This window comes from Mesorhizobium sp. WSM4832, from assembly GCF_055811115.1.
Map to the genome: position 1 here is coordinate 45217 of NZ_JBVVQH010000027.1, position 14634 is coordinate 59850.

A 14634-nucleotide genomic window follows, 5' to 3' on the forward strand; every position below is an offset into this window, starting at 1 on the left:
CTGACAACTCGGTGATCGAGCCGGGTTCAGGCCCTGCCGGGATTGGCCTACACCAGCATGCCCATCGGGTTTTCGATCATGCGCTTGAAGGCGCCGAGGAGTTCGGCGCCAAGCGCGCCGTCGACGGCGCGGTGGTCGGTCGACAAGGTCACCGACATCACTGTCGCGATTCTGATCTCGCCCTTCTTGACCACCGCGCGCTCCTCGCCGGCGCCGACCGCCAGGATCGTCGCATGCGGCGGGTTGATGACGGCGGCAAAGTCCTTGACGCCGAACATGCCCAGATTGGACACCGCCGTCGTGCCGCCCTGGTATTCTTCCGGCTTCAGCTTGCGGCTTCTGGCGCGGCTTGCCAGGTCCTTCATCTCGTTGGAGATGACCGACAGCGTCTTTTCATCGGCATGGCGGATGATCGGCGTGATCAGGCCGCCGGGGATCGAGACCGCGACCCCGACATCGGCATGCTTGTGCTTGACCATGGCGCTTTCGGTCCACGAGGCGTTGGCATCCGGCACCGCCATCAGCGCCATGGCCATCGCCTTGATCACCATGTCGTTGACCGAGAGCTTGTAGGCGGGAACCTCGCCCTTCTCCGTCTTCTTCATCGGGGCGGCGGCATTGAGCTGCGTGCGCAGTGCCAGCAACGCGTCGAGCTCGCAGTCCAGCGTCAGGTAGAAATGCGGGATGGTGGATTTCGCCTCGACCAGGCGGCGCGCGATGGTCTTGCGCATATTGTCGTGCGGCACGAGCTCATAGGAGCCTTCGGCGAACAGTTTCAGCACCTGGTCGTCCGACATCGGCTTAGGCGCCTGGGCCGGGGGCTCGACTGACGTTTGCGTTTCGGCCCGTACGGGCGCGACAGCGGTTTTCGCAGCAATGGCAGCTTCTATATCGGCACGCACAACACGGCCGCGTGGACCGCTGCCTTTTACCTCGGCAATCTTGAGACCGGCCTCACGGGCCAAGCGGCGCGCCAGTGGCGTCGCGCGTCCGGCGGTCGGCGATTGGCTGATCTCCTCCTGTGTGGGGGAGATGGCCGGCAGGCCAGAGGGGGGCGCGAAGGGATGAGGCGCTGGAGGGACAGCGCCCCCCTCTGTCGACTTTGTCGACATCTCCCCCACTTGGGGGGAGATTGGAGCCCCGTTCTGCGTAGCCTCATAGACCTCGTCGTCGGCATAGATCCACGCAACCGGCTCACCGACGGGGATGTCGACGCGCTCCTTGCCGGTGACGTTGCGCAGCGTGCCGCTGGCCGGAGCGTCGATCTCCATCGCCGCCTTGTCGGTCTCGATCTCGAACAGCACATCGCCCTTTTTGACGTGCGCGCCCTCCTCGGCGAACCAGCGCGAGATCTGGCCGGTCGCCATGTCCATGTCGACCTTGGGAAGAATGACTTCGGTCGGCATCGCTCAGCGGACCCCTTTCACGAGGTCGCGGGCGGCGGCGATGATGTCGGGGACCTGTGGCACCGTCGCCTTTTCCAGATCCGGATTGTAGGGGATCGGCGTCTCGGCGCCACCGAGGCGCACGATCGGCGCATCGAGATAATCGAACGCCTCGCTCTCGGCGACCAGCGCGCTCACTTCCGCGCCGATGCCGAGCGTCTTCACCGCTTCGTAGACGCAGAGCAGGCGCGAGGTCTTCTTCACGCTGTCGATGACGGTTTGCCTGTCGAGCGGCCGGATCGTTCTGAGATCGACCACCTCGATGTCGATGCCTTCGCCTTCCAGCGTGGCCGCGGCATCGAGCGCCCTCTGGACCATGATCGAGGTCGCGACGATGGTCAGGTCGCGGCCTTCGCGGCGGATGTCGGCCTTGCCGATCGGCACTGTGTAATGGCCTTCCGGGACAGGGCCCTTCATCTTGTAGAGCAGCTTGTGCTCGAAAATCATGACCGGGTCCGGATCGGCGATCGCGGCAAGCAGCATGCCCTTGGCATCGTGCGGCGTCGCCGGCTGGATGACCTTGAGGCCAGGCACGTGGCCGAGCCAGGCTTCGAGGCTCTGGCTGTGCTGGGCGGCCGCGCCCGTGCCGGAGCCGGCCGGGAAACGCATCACCAACGGCACCGAGACCTCGCCGCCAAGCATGAAGCGCATCTTGGCCGCTTGGTTGACGATCTGCTCCATGCCGAGCGTGGCGAAATCCGAAAACTGGAATTCGAAGATCGGCCGCATGCCGGTGACGGCCGCGCCCACCGCGACGCCCGCGCCGCCCAGTTCGGAGATCGGCGTGTCGATCACCCGGTCGGTGCCGTAGCGCTCGACCAGGTCGCCTGTCACCTGGAACGCGCCGCCATAGACGCCGATATCCTCGCCCATCAGGAAGACGCGCTCGTCCATGTCCATGGCGATCGCCATGGCTTCCTGGATCGCCTGGGCGTAGCTCAGTTCACGCACCGCGGCGTCCATCACGCGTGCTCCGTGTAGACATAGTCCTGAAGGCTGGCGATCTCGGGTGCAGGGCTCGCCTTGGCGAATTCGATGCCGTCGGCGATCTCTCGGGCAACCGCGTCGCGGATCGCCTGGATGCCCTGGTCGTCGATGAAGCCGAAATCGCGCAACTCAGTCTCGAAGAGTGCGATCGGATCGCGGTTAGCCATCCAGTCTTCGATCTCTTCCTTGGTGCGGTAGCGGTTGCGGTCGCTCTTGGAATGACCGCGATGGCGGTAGGTCTTCGATTCGATCAGCGTCGGCCCCTCGCCTGCGCGCGCCCGCTCGACCGCCTTGAAGGACGCCTCGGCCACCTCGGAGAAGATATTGCCGTTGACGATGACGCCGGGCATCGCATACGCCGCCGCGCGGTCGGCGATGTTCTTCACCGCGGTCGAGCGCGCCGTCGAGGTCGACATGCCGTAGCCGTTGTTCTCGCACACGAAGATCACCGGCAGCTTCCAGACCGCCGCCATGTTCAGCGCCTCGTGGAAGGCACCTTCGTTGTTGGCGCCGTCGCCAAAGAAGGAGACCACGACCTTGCCCGTCTTCATTCTCTTTGAGGAAAGGGCAGCGCCGACCGCGATCGGGATGCCGCCGGCAACGATGCCGTTGGCGCCGAGATTGCCCTTGGCGACATCGGCGATATGCATGGAGCCGCCGCGGCCCTTGCAGTAGCCGGTGGTCTTGCCGAAGAACTCCGCGAACATGCGGCTGACCTCGGCGCCCTTGGCGATGCAGTGGCCATGGCCGCGATGCGTCGAGGTGATCTGGTCGTCTTCGGCCAGCGGCATGCAGACCCCCATGGCGCTCGCTTCCTGGCCGATCGACAGGTGCATGGTGCCGTGGATGAGGCCGCGCGTGTAGCACTCTTCCGCGCCCTCTTCGAAGCGGCGGATGAGGTACATCTTGTGGAGCACCCCTCTGAGCTGCTCCGGGCTGTACTGGCGATAGACGAAAGGCAGGTTGGCTCGGCTGTCCACGACGGCTTTGCTGGCTCCAGCCATGATCACGCCTCCACGGTGCCGTAGACGAGCTTGTCCTGGCGGGCGCGCAGCTCGGCGATCTTCGAGCCTGGCGCTGGCGCCGCATTGGCATAGGTGATGAGCTCGCCCTTCCTGATCGGCTGGGTGACCGAACCGCCCTGCAGCAGGCCGCAGGGAATGGCCCGCGCCGCATGAGCTTCCGGCGCCGTCATGACCCAGGCGCGATAACAATACTCGCCGATGGCATCGAGCTTGTCGCCCGGCTTCATATCCTTCTTGGCGACGGCGCAGACCTCGGCCACCGGCTTAGCCAGCGGCACCATGTCGGCTTTGCCATAGAGCACCACGCGCGCGCAGGTGAGCGGCACTTCGAGCGAGGTCAGGTGATAGGGGCGATGGAAGGTGAAGTACGGGCCCTTGCCCATCTTCAAGTCCTCCATGCGTTCGGAAATGCGCGGATGCGACATGTCGGCGACGACGAAGACGCCGGGCGCCACACCCTTGCCAATCGAATAGTCGACGACGCCGACCTTCGACAGCACGCCGCCATCCTTCTGAGGCACAAGCACCTTCGACAATTCGCCAAGTGTCGCCGACGGGCCGTGCATGCCCGGCTTGTCGGGAACGAGCCCGGTCGCGTTGGCGATCGCCGCCATCTCGACCATGGTCTTCGAACCGTCGACGAATTCGACAAGCATGCGCACATTCATGTGCCGGCGCTTCGCCTCCTCCTCGTAGTCCGGAGGCGTGGCATCGATGTTGAGCGGGTTGTTCTTGCCCTTGCCGGCGGCAACGATCGGATGGCCCATGGCGGAGACGAACTCGATCAGCTCCATGCAGGAAGACGGCTCGTCGCCGGCGCCCAGCGAATAGGTGACGCCGAGGCGATCGGCCTCACTCTTGAGATAGGCGCCGATGGTGACGTCGGCCTCGACATTCATCATCACCAGATGCTTGCCGTGCTCCATAGCGCGCAGGCCGATCTCGGCGCCGACGGCGGGTACCCCGGTCGCGTCGATGACGACGTCGATGAGGTTGTTGCCGATGACGAGGCTGGAATCATTGGTGACGGCGATCTTGCCCGCCTCCATCGCCGACGTCATCGCCGAGGCGTTCGAAACCTCGCGCGCGTGGCCGGTCTCCTGGAAAGCGATGTCGACGGCCTTGCTGGCCGCCGGCAGGTTCAGTTCCGAAATGGCGCCGATCTCGATGCCGGACATATGGGCAACGCGAGTGACGATGTCGGTTCCCATTTCGCCTGAGCCGATCAGGCCGATGCGGATAGGTTTGCCGGACTTGGCGCGTTCTTCGAGGTCACGGGCAAGGCCCGTCAACGAAATATTGGAAGCCATGCCGCTTATTCCTCCCATATCGCATGCTGTGTGGTTGATTGACGGGTATTGAACATCTGTATTTCTGTCAAGACTAATGTCCAATCTTTGGCCAATAGTCGGTGCTTTTCGAATTGGTCGAGGCTCAATCGCGGAAGGCGCGGACAGCGGGTGCCTGTGGCCAAACCAAATGGAAGCCGGACGCCCACAGCCGAACGCCGTCAAAGCCGCGCAACGGCCTTTCGCAGACCATAAAGAGATATCTAGGCGGCAATTGTTACTGGCAAACGTCGACCCATACGGCGCCGGTCAGATCGGCCATGCGCTGCGGCGCGATATGCACCGCGGCGTTGGTCGCGCCCGCGGCGGGAACGACTTCGTCGAAAGGCTTGAGTGACAGATCGCAATAGATGGGCAGCGGCGACGGCAGACCGAACGGGCAGACACCGCCCGGCGGATGGCTGGTGGCCGCAAGCACTTCCTCGCCGCCAAGCATGCGCGGCTTGCCGCCCATCCTGTCCTTGAACTTGCGGTTGTCGAGCCTGGCGATGCCACTCGTCACGACCAGCATGGTCTCGTCGCCGACGCGCAGGCAGATCGTCTTGGCGATCTGCGCCGGCGTGACGCCATGGGCCTCGGCCGCCAGTGCGACGGTGGCCGAGCTCGCCTCGGTGACGATGACCGCTACGTCCGGCGCATGCTCGGCAAAAAAGGCTCGGACCGATTCCAGGCTCATGGCGACCTCTCGTCAAACGTGTCGAACAACGGCTGGCGGCGAATGGCATGACGGGACGATCATTGGCAAGGGCCGTGGGTTTGGCTTCGCGCGCATTAAAAAGCCCGCCTGGCAGGCGCCGGCGGGCTTTCGAACGACGCTTTCTGGCGCCTCTACTGCTGCACGGGCCTGTTCTCTGCCGCCGGCACAGTGATCAATTCCTCTTCCGGCATCTGCAATGCCGTAGCAATGCGCCGGAGCTTGGCGGGATCGGCGTCCTTGCCGTCCTCGATATCGGTGATCTCGCCAACGGCCAAGCCGCAGGTCAAAGAGAGTTCCTCAATCGTATATCCCCTCGTTTCGCGAGCGGCTTTCAACGGGTTGAGGCCGGACGCGGCAATGATGTCGTTGGAAACAGCGTTTCGTGCGGTGTTGGGCATGGCAACTCCTTTGGATGAAACAGGGTCTGATGAAATGTGGCGTTGCCTGAGATTGGCGGGAGAATGCTCGTTAACAAATGATTTGCCAAGAGCTTCGGCCGTCACGCCATCGTGAAGCGGCATTTGGCCGGGTATCCCAAGCCTCTCACATGTAAGGTCGCGCGGTGCTCAATCAAGTTCTTTTGAAGGCCGGCGACCGGATTCGCCGGCATTTTCGACGCCTCGATTCGTTAGCTTGCTGTCGACAGACGGGCGCCGGGCATTTCTCGGAAGGATCGAAGCCATGAATTTGAAATCATTCGCGATTGTGCTGGGCATAGTTTCAGGCGCGATCGGCGCGACGGACGTGCAGGCAGCGGATGCCGTACGTGTTCGAGGCACCGTCGTCAGCGTTGCCGGGCCGACACTCACGGTGAAGGACCGCGACGGCAAAACCGATGCGATCACCCTCGCCGCCGGTTGGAAGATCTCGGGCGTCGCCAAGGCATCGGCAGCCGATATCAAGCAGGGTGATTTCCTCGGCATCGCCTCGGTGTCCAAGGCCGATGGCGGCAGTGGCGCGCTGGAAGTCGTGATCTTCCCGGCCGCGCTGAAAGGCACGGGAGAAGGCGACCGCGACTGGGATTTGCAGCCCAACAGCCGCATGACCAACGGCACCGTCGCCGACGTGACCGAGATCCAGGGCCGCACGGTCACGCTCACCTATGACAACGGCCAGAAGAAACAGATCGCCATCCCGCAGACCACGCCGATCGTGACATTCGCCACCGCCAAGCCGGCGGATCTCGCGCCGGGCGTCGCGGTGTTCGTCAACGCCGTGCGCGGCAGCGACGGCAAGCTCGTCGCGAATCGGGTCGTGGTCGGGAATCACGGCATCGCGCCGCCGATGTGAGTTTGGCCTGCTCACGCTCTCAGATTTTCAGAGACCGACGCAACTTTGGCGTGTTCAGGCGGGCACGCTGCGGCAGATGGCTTGTCAGAAACAATCCAGAAACAAAAATCTACATTTGGGAAAAATTGTCGAAAAAAACCAGGAGGATAGTCCCCTATCGCGGGGCTTGGGTCGCCGATTTGGTCCGGTGAAACTCGGAACGCCCGCGTAAAAAGGAAACGAAGTCATGAAGAAGTCCCTCCTCTCTGCGCTCGGGCTGGCTCTGGCCCTGGCGTTTACCATGCCGATCCTCGGCGCCACCAGCGCTGACGCGGCTCCGATGAAGAAGCACCATCATCATCGTCATCATCACAGGCATCATCACCACCACCATCGTCATCACCACCACCACAAGATGGCTCCGAAGAAGGCCTGATCCTTCCCTCTTGCCGATGGGAAGGCAGGCCTTCGCCGCTAAAGCGGACCGGCCTTCCCATTGGAGTTTTTCCGCTTAAGCCGCATTCCAGACTCTATCTGATGGGAACCAGCGCCGACCCGCCGGCCAGATACCCGCCTGGTGCTGATGGCCGCCCGCATCGCCCTGAAGCTCGGCTATCGACCGAATCCCGCCGCCCCGACGCTCTATAACGAACTGATGCCGTGGTGGATCCGAAGAGCAAGATCAAGCTCGCTCGCTGACCGCAGCCGCCGGCAAGGAAATGGCGGTCGCAACATGCCGCCGCTATTTCTATATCGAATCCACAAAGATCAGCGCCGGCTGATGAGAAGGCCGGCAAGCAGCCCGACCACGACCAGCCCGACGGCGGCGGCCGTTGCCGGATGATCGCGCGCGGTCCGCTCGATCGCCCTGCCCCTGCGCCTTATCGCCGGCAGCGCCTCGTGCAGGCGATCGGCAAGCTGCGAATAGTAGTCGGACGCGGCCTCGCGGCCATCCTCGTAATAGGCATCCCCGCGCTTGGCCAAAACCTTCTTGAGGTCGTTCAATTGTCGCGAGAGCGCCGCGACCTGCTTGTCGAGGTCAAGATCGGAGAGGGTCGAAAACGATGCCATGCCTGTTGTCCTTCTCTTCGAGAGAAGGCCTAACGCGTGGACGCAGCGCCAGTTCCGGCGGGCTGACGGAGCGCCGGCAGTGACGACCGTTCAACGAACCTGATCGAGCAGGCGCTTGCATTCCAAGAGGTCGAACAGCGCCTCCTGCAGCAAGGCACGATTGTCACGCGACAATTTTGAAGCGTCTGGTTGTACCGGACCTTCGTCGTCGCTTTTGCCGAGACCGAAGAAGCGGCGGCTGGGCTTCACCTTCGGCTGGCCGACGAGCGCATCGTCATCGCCGCGCGGCTGCGCGGCCGCGGTCAGAGGCACCTGCTCGGCCTGGCGGCGCTGGGCGATCGCCTCTACGGCGGCCATGTCGCCATTGCCGATGGCGACCAGGAAATGGTTGCCGTTCTCGCGCAACAGCTTCTGCACGCCTTTGATCGTATAGCCCTGATCATAGAGCATATGCCGGATGCCCTTGATCAGTTCGACGTCCTGCGGCCGATAGTAGCGACGGCCGCCACCGCGTTTCATCGGCTTGATCTGGGTGAAACGCGTCTCCCAGAAACGCAGCACGTGCTGCGGCAGATCGAGGTCTTCCGCGACTTCGCTGATGGTGCGGAAAGCATCGGGGCTCTTGTCCATGGGCCAATCCTCCACACTGGACCGCGATCCGGTGCATGATGCCGAATCGCGCCTTATTTCAGCGGTTTATGAAACGATATTCAAGCCCAACGTCAAAACCGCCGACGGTTTTCAACCGCATTCGCCAGCAAACTACTTGCCGGCCTTGCCCTTGCTGTTCTGATGCGAACGCAGGATCCTGCTCTTGAGCACATTCGACGATTTGAACGTCATCACCCGGCGCGGCAGGATCGGAACTTCTTCGCCGGTCTTCGGATTGCGGCCGATGCGCTCGTTCTTGGAGCGGACATGGAAGGTGGCGAAGGACGACAGCTTGACCGTCTCACCGCGAACGATGGCTTCGCAGATTTCGTCCAGGACAGCCTCGACGAGTTCCGCCGATTCAGTTCGCGACAAGCCGACCTTCCGATAAACGGCTTCAGCAAGGTCGGCACGCGTAAGTGTCTTTCCCCCCATGCGACCGTCCCATCTGCTCGCAAAAAAACGTAAATCGATACAGGTAAAGGCAGAGCGTAAGTAATTGATCCGGCAAGGTCAAGAACCGAAACCGGACCGTTCGGCACTTACCAGCGGAGCAGCACCGCGCCCCAGGTGAAACCTCCACCCATCGCCTCGAGAAGCACCAGGTCGCCCTTCTTGATGCGGCCGTCGGCGACGGCCACCGAGAGGGCCAGTGGTACCGAGGCAGCCGAGGTGTTACCGTGTAAATCGACGGTGACCACCACTTTCTGCTCGGCAATCCCAAGCTTCTTGGCGGAAGCGTCAATAATCCGTTTATTGGCCTGATGCGGCACGAACCAGTCGAGGTCCTCAGCCGTTATGCCGGCCTCACCGAAGGTCGCCTCGATGACATCGGTGATCATGCCGACGGCATGCTTGAAGACTTCCCGGCCTTCCATCCTGAGATGGCCGACTGTTCCCGTGGTGGAAGGGCCGCCGTCGACGAAGAGCTTGTCCTTGTGCGCGCCGTCGGAGCGCAGGCTCGCCGCTAGCACGCCGCGATCGGTGATCGCGCCGGCCCCCTCTTCGGCTTCGAGGACCAGCGCGCCGGCGCCGTCGCCGAACAGCACACAGGTCGAGCGGTCGTTCCAGTCGAGGATGCGCGAGAATGTTTCCGAGCCGATCACCAGAACGCGTCTGGCCAACCCGCCACGGATGTAAAGGTCGGCGGTGGCGACGGCATAGACAAAGCCCGAGCACACGGCCTGCAGGTCGAAGGCAAAGCCGTGATGCATGCCGAGCCGGTTCTGGATATCGACAGCGGTCGCGGGAAAAGTGTTGTTGGGCGTCGAGGTCGCCAGGATGATGAGGTCGATGTCGGCAGGCGTCATACCGGCGCTGTCGAGCGCGGCGCGCGCCGCGGCCTCGCCCAGCGAGGCCGTCGTCTCGTCGTCGGCCGCGACGTGGCGCTGGCGAATACCGGTGCGCTGGACGATCCACTCGTCGGAGGTCTCGACCATGCCTTCGAAGTCGGCATTCTTCATGATGCGGCGGGGCAGCGCGGCACCGTTGCCGCGCACGACTGATCTGATCAAAGCTCTTTCCTATTCCTCGGCGTCGGCGGCGACGCCGGATTTCCTGTTTGCCTGCGCAGTCGGGTTGCGCGCATGGAACAGATCGAGGTCGGCCTCGATCCGGTCAAGCAGATTATTGCGCACCATGTCATAGCCGAGCTCGATGGCTGCCGCGAAGCCGTCCGAATCGGCGCCGCCATGGCTCTTGACCACGATGCCGTTCAACCCCAGGAAGACGCCGCCATTGGAGCGACCGACATCCATCTTCTCGCGTAGTCTGTCGAAAGCGCCCTTGGCGAAGACGTAGCCGATCTTGGCCATGAGCGTGCGGCTCATGGCGGCGCGCAGATAGCCGGCGATCTGCCTTGCGGTGCCCTCCGCGGTCTTGAGCGCGATGTTGCCGGCAAAGCCCTCTGTGACCACCACGTCGACCGTACCCTTGCCGATATCGTCGCCTTCGACGAAGCCGCGATAATTCATCGAGGCCATGTTGGCCTCGCGCAGCATGCGGCCGGCCTCCTTGACCTCTTCCTGACCCTTGATCTCCTCGACGCCGACATTGAGCAAGCCGACGCTCGGCCGCTCGATACCGAACACCGAGCGCGCCATGCCGGTGCCCAGAATGGCGAAATCGATGAGCTGATGCGCGTCCGCGCCGATGGTGGCGCCGACGTCGAGCACCACGCTTTCGCCGCGCGTCGTCGGCCAGAGCGCGGCGATCGCCGGACGGTCGATGGTGGCCATGGTGCGGAGGCAGAATTTCGACATCGCCATCAGCGCGCCGGTGTTGCCGGCCGAGATGCAGGCCTGCGCGCCGCCGTTCTTCACCGCCTCGACGGCCTTCCACATCGACGACTTCCAGCGGCCGTGGCGCAGCGCCTGGCTCGGCTTGTCGTCCATGCGCACGGCGATCTCGCAATGGACGAACTCGCTTGCTTCGGCGAGTTTCGGGAACTTGGCGAGTTCGGGGCGCACCACGTCCTCGCGGCCGTAGATGACGAAGCGGATGTCAGGGCGGCGGATGGCGACCGTCATCAGCGCCGGGATGACCACGCTCGGTCCGTGATCGCCGCCCATGGCATCGATGGAAATTCTGATCACGTAGTGCTTTTCTCACGGTTTGCCTGGCATGCGGAGGGCGCCTGCCAAGGTAAGGGGGCTCGCGAAGGTTCGGCGAAAATAGCGGTTTTGGGCTGCCGCACAACCAACTTTTCCAAAATCCGGAGCACTCTCAGGATTTTCCAAGCAGCGAACGCAGCTTTTTCTGGAATTCGCTTTCCTCGGGCGGATCATCGCCGGCAACGTCGACGGAGGCGCCCGGCTTGCGCGGATAGGGGTCGATCGCCAGGCCGAAGAACTGTTCCGCCAGCGCACCGACGTCGATGCTGTCGCCGGAAAATGTCTCCGGACTATCCGGTCCGTCGGCGTCGAGGACGATCTCGCCGCCGCCCTCGAAACCCTCGCGCCCAAGCTTCGACCGCTCGGGCAAGAACAGCGCCTCGACCGGCTCGTCGATATGCGCGGTTACCGGCTCCAGCGTGACGATGCAGGCCTGCGTGATGTCGGCCTCGACGCGGCCGGTGACCTTGACGCCATTGCGCTTCCACGCGGCTACAAGCAGCTCGGCGCGATAGCGTTCGATCGAGAGCAGGTCATATTCGCCGGCAAGCGCTTGGCGCTGGCGCTCATCGGCCTCGACCACGACCGACAGGCCCTTTTGCGGCAGCCGCGCGACATTGGCGACAAAGGATACCGGGCTGCGCAATTCGGCGTCTTTCATGCTGGCCTCCTTCACGCGGCCCCGGCGACCGGGAACAGGGCCGTGCCGGCGACGATCGATTCGGTCGGCTGCGCGACAAGCTTTTGCGAGGCCCCGCAAACATAGGCCGCCAGCAGCGGTGCCTGCGGCCAGGGGCCGGCGTCCGGCCTGACGTTGCGGGCGAGCGCCGCCGCGAGCGCCACCCGATCATCTTCCTCAAGAGCGTGGTCATATGCGGCCGTGCGGCCGTAAAACATCTTTGCCAGCTTCTTCATGCGTTTGGGCACGCCGACATCGCTGATGCCAAGTTCGCGCAGCGAATGCTCGACATCGAGGAAGAACTCGTCGATCAGCACCTGCGCGACCTCGGCCGCCACGCCTTGCTCGCCACGCAGCCGGTGCTGGACGAGGTACATATGCAGCGACAGCATCTCGAAGCGGCCGAGCGGCGTATCCGGCACATTCCAGTCGGAATAAAACACCGTTTGCCGCGCCGCCGCCACGATTTGTGCGTAGAGCGCGTCGGTGATGGCGCGGTTGGCATTGCGTTCGCGGCCAAAAAGGCGCTGGAACATTGAGGGTGGTCTCCCGGGGACCTGTTGTTTGATTTGGCCTTGTTGCATCGGCATGCAAGCTGGTTTACCGGTTTTGCGGCCCAGCGCAAGTTGCGGGGATGTGATGGAGAATTGTTGTTGGGTGCGCTGAAATTCAAGTCTTTCTTTGCGCCCGCCCCGGTGGGCGTGGCTTCGCTGCTGCTGGTGGTATCAGCGCTTTCCGCTTGCAATTCGTCCAAGATGTTCGGTGATCTCCATCCAAGCGAGACGCTGACGAAAGGCTACGTCATCGACCAGCAGGCGATCGATTCGGTGCCGGTCGGATCGAGCCGCGAACAGGTGCTTCTGGCGCTGGGCACGCCGTCGACGACGGCGACATTCGACAACGAGGCCTTCTACTACATCTCGCAAACGCGCAAGCGCTACGTCGCCTTCGACAACCCTCGTATCATCGACCAGCATGTGCTGGCGGTCTATTTCGGCGCCGACGGCCGCGTAACCCAGATCGCCAATTACGGCCTGAAGGACGGCAAGGTCTTCGACTTCATCTCGAGGACGACGCCGACCGGCGGCAAGGACCAGAACTTCCTCAGCCAGATCATCAGCGGCGCCAGCAAGCTGGCGCCCGGCATTCCGGGTGGCGGCGGCGGTACGCCTTAAGTCCCCCCGACGGCTTGCAAAACAATCAGGACCCGCTGCTCGCCCGGCGGGTCTTTTGTTTGCGCCTAGTCAGGGCGCATACTTGCTTATGTTCGGGCGCCCCCCTATCAATTTGCTCGGAATTTGGGGGCCGGGCATGAGCAACAACGATCGTACAATACCGCAGGGCTGGATGGCGACAGGCACGCCTGACCGGCAGACCGTGACACCTGACTGGCTTGTCGTCGACGCGCCGACGATCGACGGCGTCACGTTCAAGGAAATCCGGCCTGTCGCGACTTCGACAGGTTATCTCACTGAAGTCTTTCGCGAAGAATGGGGTCTGGACGGGCTTCCCGTGGGGCAGATCTTTCAGCGCACTCTTTATTCAGGCGCGGTGACGGGATGGCATGCCCATGGCGTCACCACCGACCGGCTTTTTTGCTCGGTGGGAAGCGTTCGGATTTCACTGTTCGACGGCCGCAAGGCCTCGCCGACATTCGGCGCCGTCTGGCACAAGATAGCCGGAGCGGTCAGGCCTGCCATCGTCATCATTCCGCCCGGCGTCTGGCACGGCGTCACCTCCCTGGGGCCTGAGACGGCCTTGGTCCTGAACCTCGTCGACAAGGCCTACGCCTATGACGCGCCCGATCACTGGCGATTGCCCCCCGATACCGAACAGATCCCCTATAAGCTGGTGTAGCGTGGAACGGGCTGGCCAGCGCGCGCCAACTGGATCGATCGAACCGCTTGTCTCGGTCGTCATAGCGACGCACAATCGTCCGGCAGTGCTGCAGCAAGCGCTGAAGAGCCTTGTTGGTCAGACTCTGCAGGACTGGGAGGCCATAGTTATCGGCGACGCGTGCCGGTCGGACACCGCGACCACAGTCGCCGCTTTCGACGACTCCCGCATCTCCTACATCGATCTTCCCGTGAACTTCGGCGAGCAGTCGGGGCCGAACAATATCGGGTTTGCCAGAGCCCGCGGCCGTTTCGTTGCCATATTGAACCATGACGACCTCTGGTTTCCCGACCATCTGACATGCATGAGCGGCTGGATGGACGCCACCGGTGCCGATGTGGCAATAGCCCGAGGTGCGGTCATCGAGTCGGCCGCGAGCAACGGTTCCAGGCACATGATCCTCGGGATGGGGCGGGACGGCTTCTATGACCCCGTCATCACAGTCGGATTCGGCTCTGCACAAATGATCCGGCGGACGTCACTGCCAAGGCTTGGGCCATGGCGCCCGGCCAGCCAGTGCGTTTGCGAGAGTTCCCAGGACTGGCTATTCCGTGCCTGGCGCAAGGGGGCGGTGATCGCAACGATGCCCCATCTGACCGTGCTCATGCTGCATTCGGGCAAGCGCGAAGGCAGCTATGCGCGAGACATGGCGCGAGAGCAGGAAGAACTGATGGACGCAATGAACGCGCCAGACGCGTTGCGTGTCAGGATTCTTGGCAACGCCGAGGAACCTACTCCCCTCAAGCGCTCCCGCTACCTCAAACGCAGGCTTCTGGCCATGCTTGGCATACATCCGCGGGCGCGTTCCTTCCGCCGCCAATATCGCCGCGGCGCGTTCATTGCCATGCTGCGCCAGAAACGCGGCTTATCGCCAATGCCCGAGCGAGAACCAGACGCCGACGAGTTGCTGGCCCGCTATCGCCATCGCAGCGAAAAGCCAGAAGCCAGCTGAG

Annotated in this window: 18 protein-coding genes; 5 read left to right on the plus strand and 13 right to left on the minus strand. The window is 63.2% G+C overall.

The genetic code is table 11. The features are described from left to right. Nucleotides 1-47: 47 nt before the first annotated feature. The 6 genes from AC0L2L_RS29510 to AC0L2L_RS29535 all read right to left on the minus strand — a co-directional run bounded on the left by AC0L2L_RS29510 (nt 48) and on the right by AC0L2L_RS29535 (nt 5901). Nucleotides 48-1406 carry a pyruvate dehydrogenase complex dihydrolipoamide acetyltransferase gene (locus AC0L2L_RS29510; protein WP_473583393.1) on the minus strand — a complete coding sequence of 453 codons (1359 nt, stop codon included), beginning with the start codon at nt 1404-1406 and terminating at the stop codon, nt 48-50. A gap of 3 nt (nt 1407-1409) precedes the next feature. Further along, nucleotides 1410-2408 (minus strand): alpha-ketoacid dehydrogenase subunit beta, encoded by a 999-nt coding sequence (locus AC0L2L_RS29515; protein ID WP_473583394.1) that lies wholly within the window; start codon nt 2406-2408, stop codon nt 1410-1412. Further along, complete coding sequence (locus AC0L2L_RS29520) at nt 2408-3436, minus strand: thiamine pyrophosphate-dependent dehydrogenase E1 component subunit alpha (protein WP_473583395.1); 1029 nt, start codon at nt 3434-3436, stop codon at nt 2408-2410. The genes AC0L2L_RS29515 and AC0L2L_RS29520 overlap by 1 nt, the downstream gene beginning before the upstream one ends. Before the next feature lie 2 nt (nt 3437-3438). After that, nucleotides 3439-4767: an NAD(P)H-dependent oxidoreductase gene (locus AC0L2L_RS29525; protein ID WP_473583396.1), complete on the minus strand. Its 1329-nt coding sequence runs from the start codon at nt 4765-4767 to the stop codon at nt 3439-3441. 256 nt (nt 4768-5023) lie between these two features. Beyond that, on the minus strand, nt 5024-5482 hold the full coding sequence (locus AC0L2L_RS29530; RefSeq protein WP_473583397.1) for a YbaK/EbsC family protein: 459 nt from the start codon (nt 5480-5482) through the stop codon (nt 5024-5026). Nucleotides 5483-5634: 152 nt separating this feature from the next. Continuing rightward, entirely contained in the window at nt 5635-5901 is a 267-nt protein-coding gene (locus tag AC0L2L_RS29535) for a helix-turn-helix domain-containing protein (protein ID WP_473583443.1), read from the minus strand. Nucleotides 5902-6184: 283 nt separating this feature from the next. On the opposite strand from AC0L2L_RS29535, the gene AC0L2L_RS29540 reads away from it, so the two are divergent. Then, nucleotides 6185-6793: a hypothetical protein gene (locus tag AC0L2L_RS29540; protein WP_473583398.1), complete on the plus strand. Its 609-nt coding sequence runs from the start codon at nt 6185-6187 to the stop codon at nt 6791-6793. A 226-nt stretch (nt 6794-7019) separates the two neighbouring features. Continuing rightward, entirely contained in the window at nt 7020-7208 is a 189-nt protein-coding gene (locus AC0L2L_RS29545) for a hypothetical protein (RefSeq protein WP_084508165.1), read from the plus strand. 332 nt (nt 7209-7540) lie between these two features. Here the strand turns inward: AC0L2L_RS29545 and AC0L2L_RS29550 are convergent, their stop codons facing one another. The 7 genes from AC0L2L_RS29550 to AC0L2L_RS29580 form a co-directional block, all read right to left on the minus strand. Beyond that, nucleotides 7541-7843, minus strand: a complete 303-nt coding sequence (locus AC0L2L_RS29550) for an ElaB/YgaM/YqjD family protein (protein WP_473583399.1) — start codon at nt 7841-7843, stop codon at nt 7541-7543. Between the two features lie 90 nt (nt 7844-7933). Further along, nucleotides 7934-8473 carry a MerR family transcriptional regulator gene (locus AC0L2L_RS29555; protein ID WP_027167944.1) on the minus strand — a complete coding sequence of 180 codons (540 nt, stop codon included), beginning with the start codon at nt 8471-8473 and terminating at the stop codon, nt 7934-7936. 132 nt (nt 8474-8605) lie between these two features. Beyond that, the gene (locus AC0L2L_RS29560; RefSeq protein WP_473583400.1) at nt 8606-8929 is read right to left on the minus strand and encodes an integration host factor subunit alpha; all 324 of its coding nucleotides are present in this window, start codon (nt 8927-8929) and stop codon (nt 8606-8608) included. A 107-nt stretch (nt 8930-9036) separates the two neighbouring features. Next, entirely contained in the window at nt 9037-10008 is a 972-nt protein-coding gene (locus AC0L2L_RS29565; protein WP_027167945.1) for a beta-ketoacyl-ACP synthase III, read from the minus strand. A gap of 9 nt (nt 10009-10017) precedes the next feature. Continuing rightward, nucleotides 10018-11088 (minus strand): phosphate acyltransferase PlsX, encoded by a 1071-nt coding sequence (gene plsX, locus AC0L2L_RS29570; RefSeq protein WP_027167946.1) that lies wholly within the window; start codon nt 11086-11088, stop codon nt 10018-10020. A gap of 130 nt (nt 11089-11218) precedes the next feature. Next, nucleotides 11219-11767: a YceD family protein gene (locus AC0L2L_RS29575; RefSeq protein WP_473583401.1), complete on the minus strand. Its 549-nt coding sequence runs from the start codon at nt 11765-11767 to the stop codon at nt 11219-11221. A gap of 11 nt (nt 11768-11778) precedes the next feature. Next, on the minus strand, nt 11779-12321 hold the full coding sequence (locus AC0L2L_RS29580) for a ubiquinol-cytochrome C chaperone family protein (RefSeq protein WP_473583402.1): 543 nt from the start codon (nt 12319-12321) through the stop codon (nt 11779-11781). Between the two features lie 117 nt (nt 12322-12438). Between AC0L2L_RS29580 and AC0L2L_RS29585 the strand changes: the two genes are divergently transcribed. The 3 genes from AC0L2L_RS29585 (at nt 12439) to AC0L2L_RS29595 (ending at nt 14633) form a co-directional block, all read left to right on the plus strand. Further along, nucleotides 12439-12960 (plus strand): outer membrane protein assembly factor BamE, encoded by a 522-nt coding sequence (locus AC0L2L_RS29585; RefSeq protein WP_473583403.1) that lies wholly within the window; start codon nt 12439-12441, stop codon nt 12958-12960. A 136-nt stretch (nt 12961-13096) separates the two neighbouring features. After that, a complete protein-coding gene (locus AC0L2L_RS29590; protein ID WP_473583404.1) occupies nt 13097-13642 on the plus strand; it encodes a dTDP-4-dehydrorhamnose 3,5-epimerase family protein in 546 nt (181 codons plus the stop codon). Nucleotide 13643: 1 nt separating this feature from the next. Beyond that, nucleotides 13644-14633: a glycosyltransferase family 2 protein gene (locus tag AC0L2L_RS29595; RefSeq protein WP_473583405.1), complete on the plus strand. Its 990-nt coding sequence runs from the start codon at nt 13644-13646 to the stop codon at nt 14631-14633. The last annotated feature ends 1 nt before the right edge of the window (nt 14634 follow it).